Consider the following 15,443-nt stretch of genomic DNA (forward strand, 5'->3'; position numbering starts at 1 on the left):
GCTTTCGGCTCATCGATTTTCCGCCTCCGCGTCCGCGTCCGCCTCCGCGTCCGTCTCCGCGTCGTCTTTCGTCATCGCGTCGATCTGATCGGCGCGCGGGCGCCTGTCGACGCGGTCGTTCACCTGCTGCAGTTGCTCGATGATGTCGTCCACCTCCTCGGAGAGTGTGCGTTCGACGTTTTCGGTCACCTCCTCGGTGACCGTCTGTTCCACCTTCTCGGTGACCTCTTCGGTGACTTCCTCGGCGACGGTTTTCTCGACGCTCTCGGTGACCTCTTCGGTGACTTCCTCGGCGACGGTTTTCTCGACGCTCTCGGTGACCTCTTCGGTGAGCGTCTCCTCGACTTTCTCGGTCACTTCCTCGGTCATCCACTCGGGATCGAACCGGGCCATCTTCCACACGACGTGTACCACGTAGGAGACGAGGGCCCCGATTCCGAACGCGACGCCGACGTTCGTCCCCAAGACGAGGATGAGCCCCACCGCTAGGAGAATAACTAGCCCGTACGCCAAGTCGACGAAGAAGTCGACACGACTCGGATTCATCGGTAACTACCTCGATTTGAGGGCTTCGAACATATACCCTCTCGCTTTCCTCTCGTGGAGCCGTCCATCAGTAGTGCCATGGTACGTTCGAAAAGTCCGGGTCTCGACCCTCGAGAAACGCGTCCCGTCCCTCGCTCGCCTCGTCGGTCATGTACGCGAGTCGAGTCGCCTCGCCGGCGAACACCTGCTGGCCGACCATACCGTCGTCAGCGAGGTTGAACGCGTACTTCAGCATCCGCATCGCGGTCGGACTCTTCCCCGTCATCGTCTCGGCCCACTCCAGGGCCACCGTCTCTAGGTCCTCGTGTGGCACCGCCTCGTTCACCATGCCCATATCGGCCGCCGCTTCGGCGCCGTAGGTCTTGCCGAGGAAGAACACCTCTCGTGCCTTCTTCTGGCCGATCTGTCGGGCGAGGTAGGCGGAGCCGAACCCGCCGTCGAAGGAGGCGACGTCCGGGTCGGTCTGGAGGAACTTCGCGTGCTCCTCGCTCGCGAGCGTGAGGTCACAGACGACGTGGAGGGAGTGCCCGCCACCGACGGCCCACCCCGGGACGACGGCGACGACGGGTTTGGGCATGAAGCGGATCAGCCGCTGCACTTCGAGGATGTGGAGGCGTCCGACCGTCGGCGTCTCCGTCCCCAGCGACGCGTCGTCGGTCGCCGCGTCGGTTCCTTCGGCCGGCGCGGCGTCGTCGTCGTCGCGGTACTCGTAGCCAGACTCGCCGCGGATGGCCTGATCGCCGCCCGCGGAGAACGCCCACCCGCCGTCCTTCGGTGACGGGCCGTTGCCGGTCAGGAGGACACAGCCGACGTCGGGTTGCTGCCGGGCGTGATCCAGCGCCGCGTACAGTTCGTCGACGGTGCGGGGGCGGAAGGCGTTGCGCACCGCGGGCCGGTCGATGGCGACGCGGGCCGCGGGGGTGTCGACCGCCCGGTGGTAGGTCACGTCACTGAACTCGTCGGTGACGGCCGTCCACCGGTCCGGGTCGAAGAGGTCCGAAACCATACCCCGACAGGGGGGCGGCGTGCGCAAAAAGATGCAGGTCGGCGGTCAGGCCACGCCGTCCAGCCACCGCGCGACGGGACCGGCCGGCGCCGTCATCCAGGAGACGACGAACACCGTCGCCGCGACGAGGACGCCGAGCAGTATCGCCGCCGAGATGACTACCGCGTAGACGAGGACGGTCAGGACGGCGGCGCCCGTCACGATCCGCCGCTCTCGGGACATGTCGTCGAGGGGGGTCCCCGTCGACAGCCGGTCGATCATCCACCCCAGCAGGTAGAGGACGGCCCCGACGAAGACGCCGAACAGGAAGTCCCCCGCGACCACTCCCGCGTAGGCGACGAGGAGGAGCACCAGTACGAGGATCGGTAACCGCCAAGTTCGAATCGTGGAGGGCATCGGTCTCGACTGCTCACCCCGGGTCAATAAATCCGGCTCACTCGGCGAGTACGTCGACGGTCGCGGCCAGGAGGCGCTCACGCGTCCGCTGGCTCGCTTCGGCGTCCGTCCGCACTTCGAGGACGTCCGTACCGTCGCTCTCGACGGCGTCGGCGTAGGCCTCCCTGAACGAGTCGCGGTCGGACACCGAGACGTGTGTCAGGTCGTAGAGATCGGCCGTCGGTTCGAACTCCATACCGTGGGGTGTCCGGAACGAGTCCGTGAAGGGTGGGTCGAAGGATTCGATTGGAAGGCGGTGGAAGATGCCGCCGCCGTCGTTGTTGAGCAGGACCACCGTCGCGTCGACGCCACACCGGAGCGCCGACAGTAGGCCGTTGCCGTCGTGGTAGTACGCCAGGTCGCCGACGACGAGCGTGAGGTGGTCGGTCGTGGCGCTCCCGGCACCCAGCCCAGTGGAGACGACGCCGTCGATGCCCGAGGCGCCGCGGTTCCCGAGGACGGTGTATCCCGCTGCGGACGGCGGAACGTAGCGGTCGGCGTCGCGGACGGGGTTCGAGTTGGAGACCACGAGCGTCGACGGTTCGGGCGCGAGGTCGGTCACGTCCGCGAGGATGGCACCCTCGAAGTAGCCGCCTGCGCCGTCGCCGGTCACCCCGCCGACGGTCTCTCGGTGGGTGCGGTCGGCCTCGCTCCAGCGCTCGCGCCACTCCGGGGCGTCCGGGCCGCCGACGAGTTCCGCGAGCCGGGCCGCCAGACGCGAGGGATCGGCGACGACGAGGTCGGTCGCGCGGAACTCCGCCTCGCGCCATCCGCCCGCCGGATCGACGACGAACTGGCGGGCGCCGGTCCGGGAGAGGTACTTCCGGAGACGTTTCGAGGTTGGCGAGGCGCCGATCCGGAAGACCACCTCGGGAGCGGGCCAGTCCGCGGTGACCCGCGAGTCGAGGTAGCCGTCGTAGCCGCCGACGGTCGTCGTCACGCGGGTGTGGCCGCCGAAGCGCAGGCCCGAGAGCGGGTCGGCGAGGATCGGAAAGCCCGTCGCGTGCGCGAGGGCGGTGATCGCCTCGGGATCGACGCCCGGCGGATCGGTCGGCCCGGCGACGATCAGCCCGCGACCGACCGACAGTCCCTCGACGACCGGTCGGAGGTCGGCCCGATCCAGTCGGGGCGTGCCCGCCGTCGTCGTCACGAAGGGCCGGTCGTCGTCGCGGCCGGCGGCGGCGAGGGGGTCGATATCCGTGGGGACGTCGCCCGTCACCGGCGTCGGCTCCAGTGGCTTGCGGAACCGACAGTTCAGGTGAACCGGCCCCGACGGCGTTCCCGTCGCCTCGGCGAGGGCGCGGGCGGCCGTCGTCCGCAGCGACCGGAGCTTTCGTTCCGTCGCTTCGGGTTCGGGCAGGTCGGCGTACCAGCGGACTGCGTCGCCGTACAACTTCTCCTGATCCACGGTCTGGTTGGCGCCGCTGTCGTGGAGTTCGGGTGGGCGATCCGCGGTGAGGAGGAGGAGGGGAACGCGCCCACGGTCGGCCTCGATCACGGCCGGGTGGTAGTTCGCGGCGGCGGTCCCCGAAGTGCAGATCAGCGGCGTCACCTCGCCCGTTCGTCTCGCGCGCCCGAGGGCGAAGTAGGCGGCCGAGCGCTCGTCGAGGACGGAGTAGGTCCGCAGGTCGTCGTGTTCTTCGACGGCGGTCACGAGGGGTGTCGAACGACTGCCCGGCGAGACGACGACGGCGTCGACGCCCGCGCGGACGAGTTCGTCGACCAGCGCGCGCCCCCAGAGGACGTTGCGGTTCGGCGCGCTCATCGCTCCAGTTCGTCGAGAATCGGGCGGTATTTGAGCTGTACTTCGTCCCACTCCTGGTCCGGATCGGAGTCGGCGACGATGCCGACACCGGCGAAGAGTGTCGTCTCGGCTCCCCTGGCGACCGCCGAGCGAATGGCGACTGCGAAGGAGCCGTTGCCGGCGGCGTCGACCCAGCCGATGGGCGCGGCGTACCAGCCGCGATCGAACGGTTCCGTCTCGCGGATGGTCGCGAGCGCTCGCTCCGGGGGTAAGCCCCCGACTGCGGGCGTCGGGTGGAGCGCTTCCACCAGATCGAGGACGTGCGTCTCGCGGTCGAGCGTCGCCGTGATGGGGGTGAAGAGATGCTGGATCGTCTCCAGACGGCGGACGCGGCGCTCACCTGCGGTGATGGAGGACGCAAACGGCGCGAGTTGCTCCCGGATGGTCTCCGCGACGAGTTCGTGTTCGTGGACGTTCTTCTCGTCGGCGAGCAGTTCCTCGGCCAGCCAGTCGTCCTCCGCGGGTGTGTCGCCGCGGCCGGTCGTACCGGCGAGCGCGCCGGTGGTGACCGTCCGCCCGTAGCTGCTGACCAGGCGCTCCGGCGTGGCACCGAAGAAACTCGACCGGTCCGGATCCGCCGTCGGTTCGACGAGGAAGCGATAGCAGTCGGGATACGTCGACCCGAGGCGGGCGAGCACGTCCGGCACCGAGAGCGGCCGGTCGAGCGTCACGTCGAGGGCCTGCGCGAGGACGACTTTCTGCAGGTCGCCGGCGCGGATGCGCTCGACGGCCGCCTCGACCGAGTCCTGCCACGCGGCGCGGGGAGTCGTCCGCGTCCGCGAGACGATTTCGGGGGGTACTCCCGGGTCGGCGTCGTCGATACCCGCCAGACGCTCGCGTTCGTCGTCGAGTCGTTTCTCGACGGCATCCGCCGTCGCGTCCGGGCCGACGGCGTTGACCGTCAACCACGTTCCGCGGTCCGTCTCGGTCACCTGAACGCGCGGCAGGACGAAGCGCGCGCCGGGGAAGTCGGCCCACACGGAGCCGTCGCCGCCGTCGTCGTGGAAGGCGAAGCCGCCGAACAGGCGCGGACAGGCGGCCTCGGTGCCGGCGTGAACGTCGCCCGAGCGCAACATCCGATCGACGCCCTCCCTGATCGCGGTGAACCGATTCCCGCCGTCGGCGGTGATGGCGGCGGCGACGCCGCCGGCGACCACCGTCGCCTCGTCCGGGGCGGCCCAGAACGTCCGCGGGGCCGGCAGCGCGTCGAGGGCGGCACGGAGCGAGGGGACGGACGTCCGAATCGACCGACTGACGAGACGCGTTCCCGTCTCGTCACTTCGCGGGACACCCATTATAAATCCGTGAGGCCGCCGCACTCTTTTACCTAACTATCCGTAGCGTTCCTCGCGCCAGGGGTTCGCCGTCACGGAGTAGCCCCGTTTCTCCCAGAAACCCCGCTGCGGTTCGGTGAGGAACTCGACGCCCGTCACCCACTTCGACCCTTTGTAGGCGTACCGGTGCGGTGTGACCACCCGGACCGGGCCGCCGTGGTCCCGTGACAGGGGGTCGCCGTCGAACTCGAAGGCAAAGAGCGTCTCGGGGCGCAGACACGCGTCGAGTGGGAGGTCGGTCGTGTAGTCGTCCGCGGCGTGAAAGAGGACGTGTACCGCGTCCGAATCGACGCCGACGCGGTCCGCGAGGGCGGTAAACGGCACGCCGGTGAAGTCACAGTCGAACCGGCTCCACCCAGTCACGCAGTGGAAGTCCTGGCGCTGCGTCTCGACGTCCAGATCGGTGAACGCCTCCCAGTCGAGGGTGACCGACTCCTCGACGGCACCGCTCACCCTGAGCGACCACTCCTCGCGGGTAACTCGGGGGACGTTCCCCTTCGAGAGGACGGGAAACGACTCCGTCCGGCGTTGTCCCGGCGGGAGCCGTTCGTCCCCGAACTCCCGGTAGAGGTCCGTCGTGTCCCTGACCATAGCTCCCCTGACAGCTCGAGATACCTATTCGTGTCGGTCGATTACGCGAATATGAAACTGTATTTCGTAATCGCGTGAAATTACCTCGGTTCGCGTAATCCGTGATTATGATAATCCGAACCAGCCCCCGCAGAATTTAAATACGCCCCTTCCAAACCGTCGAACGTTCAAATGCCGAAAGTGGAAATAACGGTCCCGGAACATCTGGAGATGCAGATCGCTCAGTTGATCGAGCAGGGCGAGTTCGTCAACCGGGAGGAAGCCATCCAGGAACTGCTCTCTACGGGTCTCCGGGCGTACAAGACGAGCGGTCCCATCGAGGAGGAAGAACCGGGATTCGAGGACGAGGGGATGATGGGACACGAAGACGAGTACGTGTTCTGATCGCGGGCACGGGGCCGCAACGAGGGGGCGCGTATGAGAGCCAGCCGCAATAATCCTTAACCGCCCTACCTCCGTATCCGGAGGTATGCACAAGGAAGAACTCCTCGAACTGCACGAGCAGATGGTGGCGATCATGAACTACTTCCGGAGCCAGGAGTCGGTCGACGAGACGATCTTCGACCCCTACGAGTCGCTGAGCGTCGACCCATCGCACGTCCACAAGTCCAAGAGCGAGCACAAACACGCGGTGTTCGTCCTCGGCAATGCCCTGGCGACGGCGATGAGCGAAGACGAGTTCTCCGACGCCGGTCGGGTCGGCAAGCGCATGGCCGAACTCGCCGAAGACGCCGAAAACAAGCTCTAATACTGCCGGTTGTACGTCGAGCGGCTATTCGTCGTCCGGGGGAGCGAACAGCGTGACACAGGTACAGCCGACAGTATCCCTTCCGGGCTCGGCTCCCGCCCACCTTTCGTCCTCGAACGCCGCTGCTTGGCCGCGGCCACCCTGCCCGTCGGATTCATTACCTGCGGGGCGTGAACGGGGAGCATGCTCGGCGTTCCGGACTCGGCGACGCTCTTTCGTCTTGCAGTAGGACTCGCCGCCGTCCTCGCTCTCGCCGCAGTCGTCGCGCTCGACCGTCCCCGCGGTCGCTGGGGAGCCCGCCTCAGATCCCGGTTCGTCCTCGGCGTCCCGTGGGGCACGCTCGTCTCCGTCGGCGTCGTCCTCGCGGTGTACCTGTTCGTCCAGGGAGGGTGGGACCACTGGAACGCGCCAGTCACTATTCCGTTCCGGGCGTGGTCGTACTTCTACCCGCTGGGGATGCTGACCGCCGGCTTCGCCCACTCCGGATCGGGCCACCTCGTCGGCAATCTCGTCGGTACCGTCGTGCTGGCGCCCATCGCGGAGTACGCCTGGGGACACTTCCCCCGCGAACGCGGCGTCCAGACGTTCACGTCGCCGCTGACCAATCCCTACGTGCGGGCCGTCGTCGTCTTCCCGGCCGGCGTCGTCGCCGTTGGCCTGTTCAGCGCCGCCTTCGCCATCGGGCCGGTCATCGGCTTCTCCGGCGTTGTCTTCGCCTTCGCGGGCTTCGCGCTGGTCCGGTATCCGATCACGACGGTCGTCGCCGTCACCGTCGGGAACGCGGTCCGGACGCTCTACGCCGCGCTCCGGAATCCGACGATATCCGCCAGTGCCGGCCCGTCCTACTCCTCGCCTTGGTGGGCCGACATCGCCATCCAGGGTCACGCCTTCGGCCTCCTCGTGGGCGTCCTCCTCGGCGTCTGGGTCGTGCGGGCCGGATCGGAGGAGCGCCCCACGGCCGCCCGAGTCGTCGGCGGCGTCGTCCTCTTCGGCGTCGCGCAGTCGCTCTGGGCGGTCTACTGGTACCGCGGCGGCGAGACCTACGTCCTCTACCGCGCGGCGGGCCTGGCGTTGGTACTCCTCCTCGCGACGCTCGTGGCCGGCACCGTCGCGGCGTCGGCTCGACCGCTCGTGTCGACGCCCGACGATCCCGGCGCGGTCAGGGCAGTCCCCCGGTGGCGGATCGGTGCGACCGTCCTGCTGTTCTGTACGGCCGCTCTCGCCGGCCCCGCGGTCCCCGTCAACCTGATGACGACCCAGTCCGACGACCTGCCGGGACAGGCCGATCCGATCACCGTCCGTGGCTACGAGGTGACGTACGCCGAGAACGTGCCCAACGGGATGGTGTCGGTCGTCGACGTGGAGGCGTTCGGCGAGACGACGCAGGTCAACACCTCGGGGGTGGTCGTCAGGAACCGCGACCGCGGCATCTGGATGACTGCCGTCTCGAAGGGGCGTCTCGACTTCACGGGGGCGACGCAGGTCCGTCTCGGCGGCGTCGGGTGGCGGGACTCGGTCGGCGTCCAGCGGACGGGGTGGAACGCCATCGGCGGCGGCACGGTCTACCGGGTCCGACTGGTTCACGGTGACCGGAACGTCACGGCCTTCACCTCGCCGCCAGCCCAGGCAGATCCCGTCGTCGCCGGCCGAAACGTCTCCGTCGAAGCCGCACCCAAGGGATTCCGTCTCAACGTCTCGCTCGGCAACCGCTCGGCCGCGGCGCCGATGCCGGCGGTCAACGAGACGGTGTCCGCGGGTGGCCTGGAGTTCGCCAACGTCGAGGGTCGCATCTACGCGATCGACGGGGCGACGCGGGTTCGGGTGGCCAAACGGGAGACCTACGAATAGCTCAGGTCCACTCGATGCGGAACACTTCCGTGTCGATCTCCTTGCGGTCCGCGGCGTGGTGGTCGAACTGCCGGTCGAGATCGAACTCGGCGGCGAACGCGTGCGTAACCTCGCCACCGTTGTCGGCGGCGAAGGACCCGACGAACTCCTGGCTACCGGCGTTGTGCACCGAGTACGAGACGTCCGCGATATCGGCGGCGGTCGCCAGAAACGCCCGATCGGCGTGTTCGTTGCCCTCCTGTGCGCCGAACGGCGGATTCATCACGACCGTCGTGGGGCCGTCCGGACACAGGGGGGCACGCGTGGCGTCGGCCTGAACCCAGTGAATCTCCGTCCGCGTTCCGACACGGCGCTGGTTCTCCCGAGCGACGTCGAGGGCGCCGCGGTCGATCTCCACGCCGACCGCTCGGGCGGGACCCCGGAGTGCCGCTCCGAGCGTGAACATTCCCGTCCCCGCCCCGAGATCGACGACCGTCCGCCCCTCGATATCGTCGTTGAGGTCCGCCACGTGGACCACGTGAGCGGCCAGTTCCGGCGGCGTCGGATACTGCTCGAGGGCAGCCTGTGGGTTCTCGAAGCCGGCGACGACCGCTAACTGTCCAGCGAGTCCCGCCTTGGTCGCCGTCATCGACTCACCGCCTCACGGACCCACGTCGTCCGCTCGCCCGTCTCCACCGTCCGGAACCGTGTGGGAGCCATGTTCGTCGTGACATATTTTCTGGTTATACTAAAGTCTTTGTGAATGCTTGATAGTAATCACTGCGTCCCCCGAGACTCGTCTGCGACGAGCGCGTCGTTCTCTCGGGGGCACACGCGCCATCCCCCATTCCCTTGCAGTTCCCGGGCGGCGACTCCCGTCACTCCGCACACGACCAGACGCCTCGTCCCGCCTCACGGGCCGCACGTTCGAGCGCAGCGTATCGATCCCGATTCCGGAACGACGAGTCGTAGAGGCGGGCGTGTCCGCGTTCGAGCAACGCCGCGTTGAACGACTCGCCGTCGGTCACGACGTAGGCGAGCAGTCGGTCGTAGCCGCCGCGCCGGCCCGCCGCGGCGTCGAACCGGAGCGTCACCTCCCGGTCCGCGAGGCGTTCCGAAGCGACGGCACTCGCCGCCTCGCCCTGACGGCGGAGACAGGTCCGGCCGGCCTCGGTGTCGGGAACTCCCTCGAACTCCGCCGGATCGTTCTCGGTGTGGACCTCCGGCGTGTCGACGCCGAGCAACCGCACCGTGTCCGTCCGACCGTCCGGGAACCGCACGTCGAGGGTGTCGCCGTCGACGACGTCGACGACGCGAACGGCCGTCCCGTTCGAGGGCGTCGCCGTCGCCTCGGCCCCGGGTGTCGGCGCCGGCGCCACGCCGGCACACCCGGCGCTCAGGAGACAGACGACGAGTAGTACGGGGAGCCAGTCGTCGCGTCGGCACACGGTCGAGGCGTCGGAGCGGGGGAGAATAAGTGCCCCGGCGCCTCACATCTCGGCGAGCGTCTCGATGCCGAGCAGTCCGAGACCGTTCTCGAACACCTGGGCCGTGGCGTCGGTCAGGACGAGTCGTTCCTCGGCCGCGGACTCCGCGTCCAGCACCCGATTCTTGTGGTAGAAGGAGTTGAAGACGTGTGCCAGGTCGAGCAGGTAGCGAGCCAGCGGCGCGGCGTCGTACCGTTTCTCGCAGCGTTCCAGGACGAGCGGGTATCGTCCGAGGTGATAGAGGAGGTTGTGATCCGTGTCGTTGAACGCCGACGGGTCGACGTCGTCGACGGCCGGGACACCCGGCGCCGAGTCGAGGATGCTGTACGCACGGGTGGTGGCGTACTGCACGTACGGCCCGGTGTCGCCCTCCAGCGACACCGCCTCGTCGATGTCGAAGGTGATGTCTTTGCCGCGGTTCGAGGCCACCATCCCGTACTTGACCGTCGCGAGCGCGATTTTGCGGGCGATGGCGTCGACTTCTCCCGCCTCGACGTTCCGGCCCTTCTCCTCGACGATGTCGCGGGCGCGCTCCCGGGCCGCGTCGAGGACCTCACGGACCGTGACGATCTGTCCGCCGCGGGTCGACATGCTCCCCTCGGGAAGACTGATCATGCCGTAGTCGATGTGTTCGAGGCGCACGTCGTCGTACCCCATCTTGCGTGCGGCCACGAACAATTGCTGGAAGTAGCGGTTCTGCTCGCTGGCGACGACGTACACCGACTGGTCGGCGTCGAACTCGCTGACCCGGTACTCGATGGTCGCCAGGTCGCGCGTTCCGTACACCGTCGAGCCGTCCGACTTGACGATGTAGAAGGCGTCGAACTCGGCGTCGTCGACGGTCCCGGCCTCGTCGATCATCCTGCGGGCGCGATCCAGGGACGCGTCGACGTTGGCCTTCTCCGGGTCGCCCGCGTCGTCGTACTCGTCGGGGTAGATGGGAATGAACACCGAGCCGTCCGGGCCGCGCATCGCCACCTCCTCGTTCAACGCCTTCTCGACGACCAGGTCGTTCCATCCCTCGCGGGCGTAGAAGCTCTCGCCCAACCAGAGGTCGAAGTCGACGCCGAGTTCCGCGTAGATGGCCTCGAAGCGTTCGATACTGGCCTCGCGGAACTGCTCCCAGCGCTCGACTGCCTCCTCGTCGCCGCGTTCGAGACGAGCGAACCACTCCTTGCCGTCGTCGACGTGGTACGCCCGCTCTTCTGCGACGGCCGCCTCGAACTCCCCGGTCAGGGCGCCGAACTCCTCGACGTCCTCCAGCAGTCCGTCCCGCTGTTCGAACTGCTGGTAGAGTTCGAGCAGGTGGGCGATGGGGTCGGTCTCGAAGGCCGCCTCGTCGCCGAACTCGACGTACTCGTGGAGCAGGTTTCCGAACTGCGTCCCCCAGTCGCCGAGGTGATTGTCGCGGGTCACGTCGTGGCCACGCTCCGCCAGGACGTTCATGAGCGCGTCGCTCAGGATGGTGTTCCGCAGGTGGCCCACGTGGAGGGGCTTGGCGATGTTCGGCGAGGAGACGTCGGCGACGATCCGTTCGGGGTCGGTCCGCTCACGCGACCCGTAGCCCGCGCCCTCCGAGTCGATAGTCGCGAGCGTCAGCCGAGCCATCGTCTCCACGTCCAAGTGGTAGTTGATGTGGCCGTTCACGACGGTGACGCTCGCGATGCCCGTCGGCAGACCATGACCACGGTGGGCGTCAGCCAGTTCCTCGGCGACGGCCATCGGGTTCGCCCCGGCGTCGGCCGCGATGGCAAACGAAATCGCAGACGAGAACTCCCCTTTCTCCTCGTCGTCGAAGTCCTCCAGTTCGACGGCCGAGGAGTCGACCTCGCGGTCGTAGCCCACGTCGGCGACGGCGACGCGGAGACCCTCGAGTAGCTCGCGTCGGATAGCTCCAAGCATTCTTCGGAAATCCTCACCCCTACTCCCGCATAAATCTCACTACATGGGCGGGATCGCCACACCGTGTGAGCGCGGCACGTGCTGGCGTAGCGCGCTTTCTGAACTCGAACGCAGTCGCCACGACGGTCGGTGACGTCGACTACGTGTGTCGGTCGTTCGGCCGTTCGGCGGCGTACTCCGCGAGCAGGTCGCGGGCACGTTCGAGGTGCCGTGCCCGGTCCTCGTGTGTCGTCTCGGCGATGTCCCGCAATGCGTGACGCAGCCGGCAGAGGGAGCCGGGATCCAGCGTGTCCCCGTTCCGTTCGCGATCCCAGAGGGTCGCAGCGAGTCTGTCCAGACGCGGTTCCTCACCCGTGTCCGGGGGTTCCTCGATGGCGTCGATCAGTCTCCTGTTCACCTCTCGAAGCGTGCGCATACGTCGCCTTCGTGCCGACTGCGGATATATCTTTAGTCGTGTGCAATACACACAGCACCGGTTCGAAGCCGCGCTGGCGGCGAGTGGCGGTCACCGCCTCAATCGTCGAAGATGTGTGGATCGAACTCCCGATTCGATTCCCGGGCCAGACGCTCGGACCTCTCGTGTGCACTCAGATCCCCTTCTTCGAGGCCGGCGCCAACGCGAGCGGGTGCGAGCGTGGCGCTCGGCGTCGGGGTGTCGGTAGAAACGTCCCGGCGGCGATTTGAACGCCGGTCCCTGGCTCCGGAAGCCAAGAGGATAGTCCACTACCCTACCGGGACACGTCGGTCAAACGTTGCCCGGAGCGACGTATATACCTATTGATCGACTGCCGGGGCGGGGTCGGCGGTCGATCCACGGCCCACGACTGCGGGGGCTCCTTCGGACAGTCTCATCGTGTGCAGGGCGTGGGAACTCAGTCCGACGGCGTTGGCTTCGTCCGAACCGCCGACGCGGTGTCGGTTTCGGCGTCCGGGTGAGCGACCGGTCGGTCAGAGGCCGTCGAAGGTCATCTGGACGCCGGCGTCGAGACGGTCGCTGGCGGTCTCTAGGTACTCCGCACTCGCGTCGATTCCGAGTCCCCGGCGACCGAGTTTGTTCGCGGCGACCACCGTCGTCCCCGTCCCCACGAACGGATCGAGGACGATGCCGTCTTCGGGACAGGTGGCCCGAATCGGCAACTTGGGGAGTTCGACGGGGTAGACTGCACAGTGTGAGTCGTCGCGGTGTTCGTCCTCGGGGACGATATCCCAGACGTTCTCCGGCATCGGTCCGTTCGCGTTGTATCGCAGGCAGTAGAATCCCTTTTCAGCTAGCTCTCGGGCGCGTCCCGAGAGATCAGCCGAGTCCCCGTGGGTCGTCCGCTGTTCGTCGCGGACGACCATGCGAAAGTCCTTGATCTCCCGATTCCGCAGCATCTCTAGGTGCTCGTCGAGTGCGTCGAGGGCGTTCTCCGTTTCGTCCTCGCTCAACGTCTCGCTTTCTTCGATCTGTCGCCGGTACCGTGCCCCCGAGACCCCCGTCGGCGAGACGACGTCGCCGTTGTCCTTGTAGGTGAGTTCGAAGTCCTCGTCTTCCCGGATGGCGTCGTCGTCGTAGTAGTAGGACTTCTGCGTGACGAAGTGGAAGACGTACTCGTGCATGACACGCAGGCGATCGGTCGCCGAACTCGGATTTCCTTTCACCTTGTTCCAGACGACGTCGTTTCGCAGAATCCAGTTCTGGCGGTCCTTGAGCGCGAGCGCCACCCGCCACGGCACGCCCGCGAGGTCCTTGTCCCGATACGTGTCCCCGAGGTTGAGCCAGAAACTCCCCTCGGGCTTCAGCACGCGTTTCACCTCGTCGAGGACGGCGAGGAGGGCGTCGACGAACTCGTCGACGCTCGCTTCCGTCCCCAGACCGCTCTCCCCGTCGTAGTCACGGACCCCCCAGTACGGCGGCGAGGTCACGACGCAGTCGATGGCAGCGTCCGGGACCCGTTGCAACACGTCGCGGCTGTCGCCGTGGACGAGCGCGTTTCTATCGTCCGAGTCGAGCCAGTCGGGGATATCCGTAGCCTGTATCATGCGGTCCGATCGTACCGGATGGTGTTCCCGGTGGTAGCTATAACTTTGTGTGAGTCGCTCGCGTCACCGGCCGAACGCGTAGACGGCTCCCACGCCCGACACGTCCGGACGGCGTCGATCCGCAGTGCCGTCGTCCGATCCGGCCGTCGTGTTGGTCGCGTTCCCCTGGACGACGCGGACGGTCTCGTTGCCGTATATCTCCAGTGTCTCGACCACGGAACCGTTCGGGGCCACTCGCTCCACGACGAGCGTCGGCGTCCGACCCTCGGGCGGTCGCCCGTCGCCACGGCCCGTATCGAGCTGTTCACCCTGCAGGAAGGCGGTTACCTCGGCCGTCGTCTCCACTTCGTAGACGTCGCTCGACCGAGCGTTCACGAACGCCATGTACGCGATGCCGCTACTGTCGCTGGGGACGATCCGGACTTGCCAGTACAGTTGCCCGTCGACGACGACGGGGATCGGTTCGGAGGGCCGAAATCGATTCCAGTCGGTCGTGCGTGCGGCCTGTCGGACGTAATCCGTCGCCTTGCGGGCCCCGAACAGGGACTGCGTCGGGGAGTACCGCTCGTACTCGCCGGTTCGGGCGTCGACCGCCCAGATCTCTTTGAGTCCCTGTGCCTGTCCGTACGGTTCGACGGCGACGATGTACTCCGGACCGCTATCGGTGAACACGAGGAACGGTTGGTCGTTGCCCTCGCCGGGTACTGGCGCCACCTCGATTTCGTCCTCGTGGCTGGTGAACGTGTTGACGATGCCGTTACGATACTTCGTCGCGGCGACCCGCTTACGGGTCAGGTCGAACGGGTAGAGCTTCTGGTCCTGCAGGACGGGATGCTCGCGGGCCTCGGTGGGCGAGAGGTCCTCGATGTCGCCGTCGCCGTCGATCAACACCACGCCACCCCACTCGGGTGTCGTGTACGGCAGGGGGAGCCAGTGGAACTCCGGTTTCGTGTACGGGACGGCGATATACTGGTCGTCCTCGTGGACGACCATGAACGGGTCGTCGTACTCGACCAGATAGTTCGCCTGTTTGAGCATCGCGAACCGATAGTTGTTGTAGAACGCGGGACCGATCCCCTTCCGGAGGTCACCGACGACCGTATCCACCTCGGCGTTCTGCCGCGTCATGTCGACCAGGACCGTCCCGTGTTGCTGTTTGGTGTAGTAGTTGAAGGTGCCATCGGGGGTGAGCGCGTAGGACCAGTACGGGGTTCCGTTCCGGACGGTGATATCCCCACCGTCGATGCGGTACTGCGGGAAGTTGAGCGTGTTCGAGGCGTACCGTGCCGCGACGGCTTTGGTCACGACCCGCGGTTTCTCCGGATCGGTTTCGCTCAGGCTGTCCGTTGCACTCGCGCGCTCCATCGTCGATGTTCCGAGTTCTTCGCCAGCCAGCAACCCGGTCGCGCTCACGCTTACCACGAGGACGAGTACGAGCGCGGCGGTGCCGGCCTGGCCACCCACGGACGGACCGAGGCGCCGCCCGACGACCACAGCGAGTACCAGTCCGAACGCCACGGCAAGCGGAAGGATCGGCGTCGTGTACACCCCGTAGACGACTCCGTGGAGCCACGGACGGAAGTACCATGCGAGCGCGAGGAGCGTCGCCGAGACGACGACGGCTCCGCCGGCAACTCCCCGGGGGTTCCGGGTACGTTGTCGTTCCAACCAGTCGCGGACCGCGAGCAGGAGGTCGTCGAGGGAGGGCATGTACTACGACGTTGGCACCGGACGGGTATTA

General features: G+C 67.2%; 15 protein-coding genes and 1 tRNA gene. 3 read left to right on the forward strand and 13 right to left on the reverse strand.

Features of this window, described 5'->3' with window-relative positions; translation table 11 throughout:
* Positions 1–9: 9 nt before the first annotated feature.
* The 6 genes from V8686_RS11215 to V8686_RS11240 form a co-directional block, all read right to left on the reverse strand.
* Positions 10–546, reverse strand: coding sequence for a hypothetical protein (locus V8686_RS11215; protein ID WP_379704176.1), 537 nt, complete (start codon positions 544–546; stop codon positions 10–12).
* Positions 547–613: 67 nt separating this feature from the next.
* Positions 614–1,552: a 1,4-dihydroxy-2-naphthoyl-CoA synthase gene (locus V8686_RS11220; protein WP_379704178.1), complete on the reverse strand. Its 939-nt coding sequence runs from the start codon at positions 1,550–1,552 to the stop codon at positions 614–616.
* A 45-nt stretch (positions 1,553–1,597) separates the two neighbouring features.
* The gene (locus tag V8686_RS11225) at positions 1,598–1,948 is read right to left on the reverse strand and encodes a hypothetical protein (RefSeq protein WP_379704180.1); all 351 of its coding nucleotides are present in this window, start codon (positions 1,946–1,948) and stop codon (positions 1,598–1,600) included.
* 37 nt (positions 1,949–1,985) lie between these two features.
* Positions 1,986–3,752 carry a 2-succinyl-5-enolpyruvyl-6-hydroxy-3-cyclohexene-1-carboxylic-acid synthase gene (gene menD / locus V8686_RS11230; protein WP_379704181.1) on the reverse strand — a complete coding sequence of 589 codons (1,767 nt, stop codon included), beginning with the start codon at positions 3,750–3,752 and terminating at the stop codon, positions 1,986–1,988.
* Positions 3,749–5,086: an isochorismate synthase gene (locus V8686_RS11235; RefSeq protein WP_379704183.1), complete on the reverse strand. Its 1,338-nt coding sequence runs from the start codon at positions 5,084–5,086 to the stop codon at positions 3,749–3,751. Before V8686_RS11235 ends, menD begins: the two co-directional genes overlap by 4 nt.
* A 36-nt stretch (positions 5,087–5,122) precedes the next feature.
* Positions 5,123–5,716 (reverse strand): sulfite oxidase-like oxidoreductase, encoded by a 594-nt coding sequence (locus tag V8686_RS11240; protein WP_379704185.1) that lies wholly within the window; start codon positions 5,714–5,716, stop codon positions 5,123–5,125.
* Positions 5,717–5,887: 171 nt separating this feature from the next.
* Here V8686_RS11240 and V8686_RS11245 point away from each other — a divergent pair, with 171 nt between their 5' ends.
* The 3 genes from V8686_RS11245 to V8686_RS11255 all read left to right on the forward strand — a co-directional run bounded on the left by V8686_RS11245 (position 5,888) and on the right by V8686_RS11255 (position 8,312).
* Positions 5,888–6,100: a ribbon-helix-helix domain-containing protein gene (locus V8686_RS11245; RefSeq protein ID WP_121919215.1), complete on the forward strand. Its 213-nt coding sequence runs from the start codon at positions 5,888–5,890 to the stop codon at positions 6,098–6,100.
* Between the two features lie 85 nt (positions 6,101–6,185).
* Positions 6,186–6,464 carry a UPF0058 family protein gene (locus tag V8686_RS11250; protein WP_379704187.1) on the forward strand — a complete coding sequence of 93 codons (279 nt, stop codon included), beginning with the start codon at positions 6,186–6,188 and terminating at the stop codon, positions 6,462–6,464.
* A 183-nt stretch (positions 6,465–6,647) separates the two neighbouring features.
* Positions 6,648–8,312, forward strand: a complete 1,665-nt coding sequence (locus V8686_RS11255) for a rhomboid family intramembrane serine protease (protein ID WP_379704189.1) — start codon at positions 6,648–6,650, stop codon at positions 8,310–8,312.
* 1 nt (position 8,313) lies between these two features.
* Here V8686_RS11255 and V8686_RS11260 read toward each other — a convergent pair whose 3' ends face one another.
* The 7 genes from V8686_RS11260 to V8686_RS11290 form a co-directional block, all read right to left on the reverse strand.
* On the reverse strand, positions 8,314–8,940 hold the full coding sequence (locus V8686_RS11260; protein ID WP_379704191.1) for an METTL5 family protein: 627 nt from the start codon (positions 8,938–8,940) through the stop codon (positions 8,314–8,316).
* Between the two features lie 229 nt (positions 8,941–9,169).
* Positions 9,170–9,739, reverse strand: coding sequence for a thermonuclease family protein (locus tag V8686_RS11265; protein WP_379704192.1), 570 nt, complete (start codon positions 9,737–9,739; stop codon positions 9,170–9,172).
* Between the two features lie 42 nt (positions 9,740–9,781).
* Positions 9,782–11,680 (reverse strand): arginine--tRNA ligase, encoded by a 1,899-nt coding sequence (locus V8686_RS11270; RefSeq protein ID WP_379704194.1) that lies wholly within the window; start codon positions 11,678–11,680, stop codon positions 9,782–9,784.
* Positions 11,681–11,819: 139 nt separating this feature from the next.
* A complete protein-coding gene (locus V8686_RS11275) occupies positions 11,820–12,095 on the reverse strand; it encodes a DUF7553 family protein (protein WP_379704196.1) in 276 nt (91 codons plus the stop codon).
* Between the two features lie 250 nt (positions 12,096–12,345).
* Positions 12,346–12,418: transfer RNA gene (locus V8686_RS11280), tRNA-Arg, on the reverse strand.
* A 210-nt stretch (positions 12,419–12,628) separates the two neighbouring features.
* The gene (locus V8686_RS11285; RefSeq protein WP_379704197.1) at positions 12,629–13,702 is read right to left on the reverse strand and encodes a DNA-methyltransferase; all 1,074 of its coding nucleotides are present in this window, start codon (positions 13,700–13,702) and stop codon (positions 12,629–12,631) included.
* A gap of 63 nt (positions 13,703–13,765) precedes the next feature.
* Entirely contained in the window at positions 13,766–15,412 is a 1,647-nt protein-coding gene (locus V8686_RS11290) for a hypothetical protein (protein WP_379704199.1), read from the reverse strand.
* Positions 15,413–15,443 lie beyond the last annotated feature (31 nt).

This window comes from Haloplanus litoreus (genome assembly GCF_045690335.1).
GTDB lineage: Archaea > Halobacteriota > Halobacteria > Halobacteriales > Haloferacaceae > Haloplanus > Haloplanus litoreus.

Coding starts and splice junctions, on each gene's coding strand:
- V8686_RS11215 (WP_379704176.1), bottom strand. CDS start 546: ATGAATCCGAGTCGTGTCGACTTCTTCGTCGACTTGGCGTACGGGCTA.
- V8686_RS11220 (WP_379704178.1), bottom strand. CDS start 1,552: ATGGTTTCGGACCTCTTCGACCCGGACCGGTGGACGGCCGTCACCGAC.
- V8686_RS11225 (WP_379704180.1), bottom strand. CDS start 1,948: ATGCCCTCCACGATTCGAACTTGGCGGTTACCGATCCTCGTACTGGTG.
- menD (WP_379704181.1), bottom strand. CDS start 3,752: ATGAGCGCGCCGAACCGCAACGTCCTCTGGGGGCGCGCGCTGGTCGAC.
- V8686_RS11235 (WP_379704183.1), bottom strand. CDS start 5,086: ATGGGTGTCCCGCGAAGTGACGAGACGGGAACGCGTCTCGTCAGTCGG.
- V8686_RS11240 (WP_379704185.1), bottom strand. CDS start 5,716: ATGGTCAGGGACACGACGGACCTCTACCGGGAGTTCGGGGACGAACGG.
- V8686_RS11245 (WP_121919215.1), top strand. CDS start 5,888: ATGCCGAAAGTGGAAATAACGGTCCCGGAACATCTGGAGATGCAGATC.
- V8686_RS11250 (WP_379704187.1), top strand. CDS start 6,186: ATGCACAAGGAAGAACTCCTCGAACTGCACGAGCAGATGGTGGCGATC.
- V8686_RS11255 (WP_379704189.1), top strand. CDS start 6,648: ATGCTCGGCGTTCCGGACTCGGCGACGCTCTTTCGTCTTGCAGTAGGA.
- V8686_RS11260 (WP_379704191.1), bottom strand. CDS start 8,940: ATGACGGCGACCAAGGCGGGACTCGCTGGACAGTTAGCGGTCGTCGCC.
- V8686_RS11270 (WP_379704194.1), bottom strand. CDS start 11,680: ATGCTTGGAGCTATCCGACGCGAGCTACTCGAGGGTCTCCGCGTCGCC.
- V8686_RS11275 (WP_379704196.1), bottom strand. CDS start 12,095: ATGCGCACGCTTCGAGAGGTGAACAGGAGACTGATCGACGCCATCGAG.
- V8686_RS11285 (WP_379704197.1), bottom strand. CDS start 13,702: ATGATACAGGCTACGGATATCCCCGACTGGCTCGACTCGGACGATAGA.
- V8686_RS11290 (WP_379704199.1), bottom strand. CDS start 15,412: ATGCCCTCCCTCGACGACCTCCTGCTCGCGGTCCGCGACTGGTTGGAA.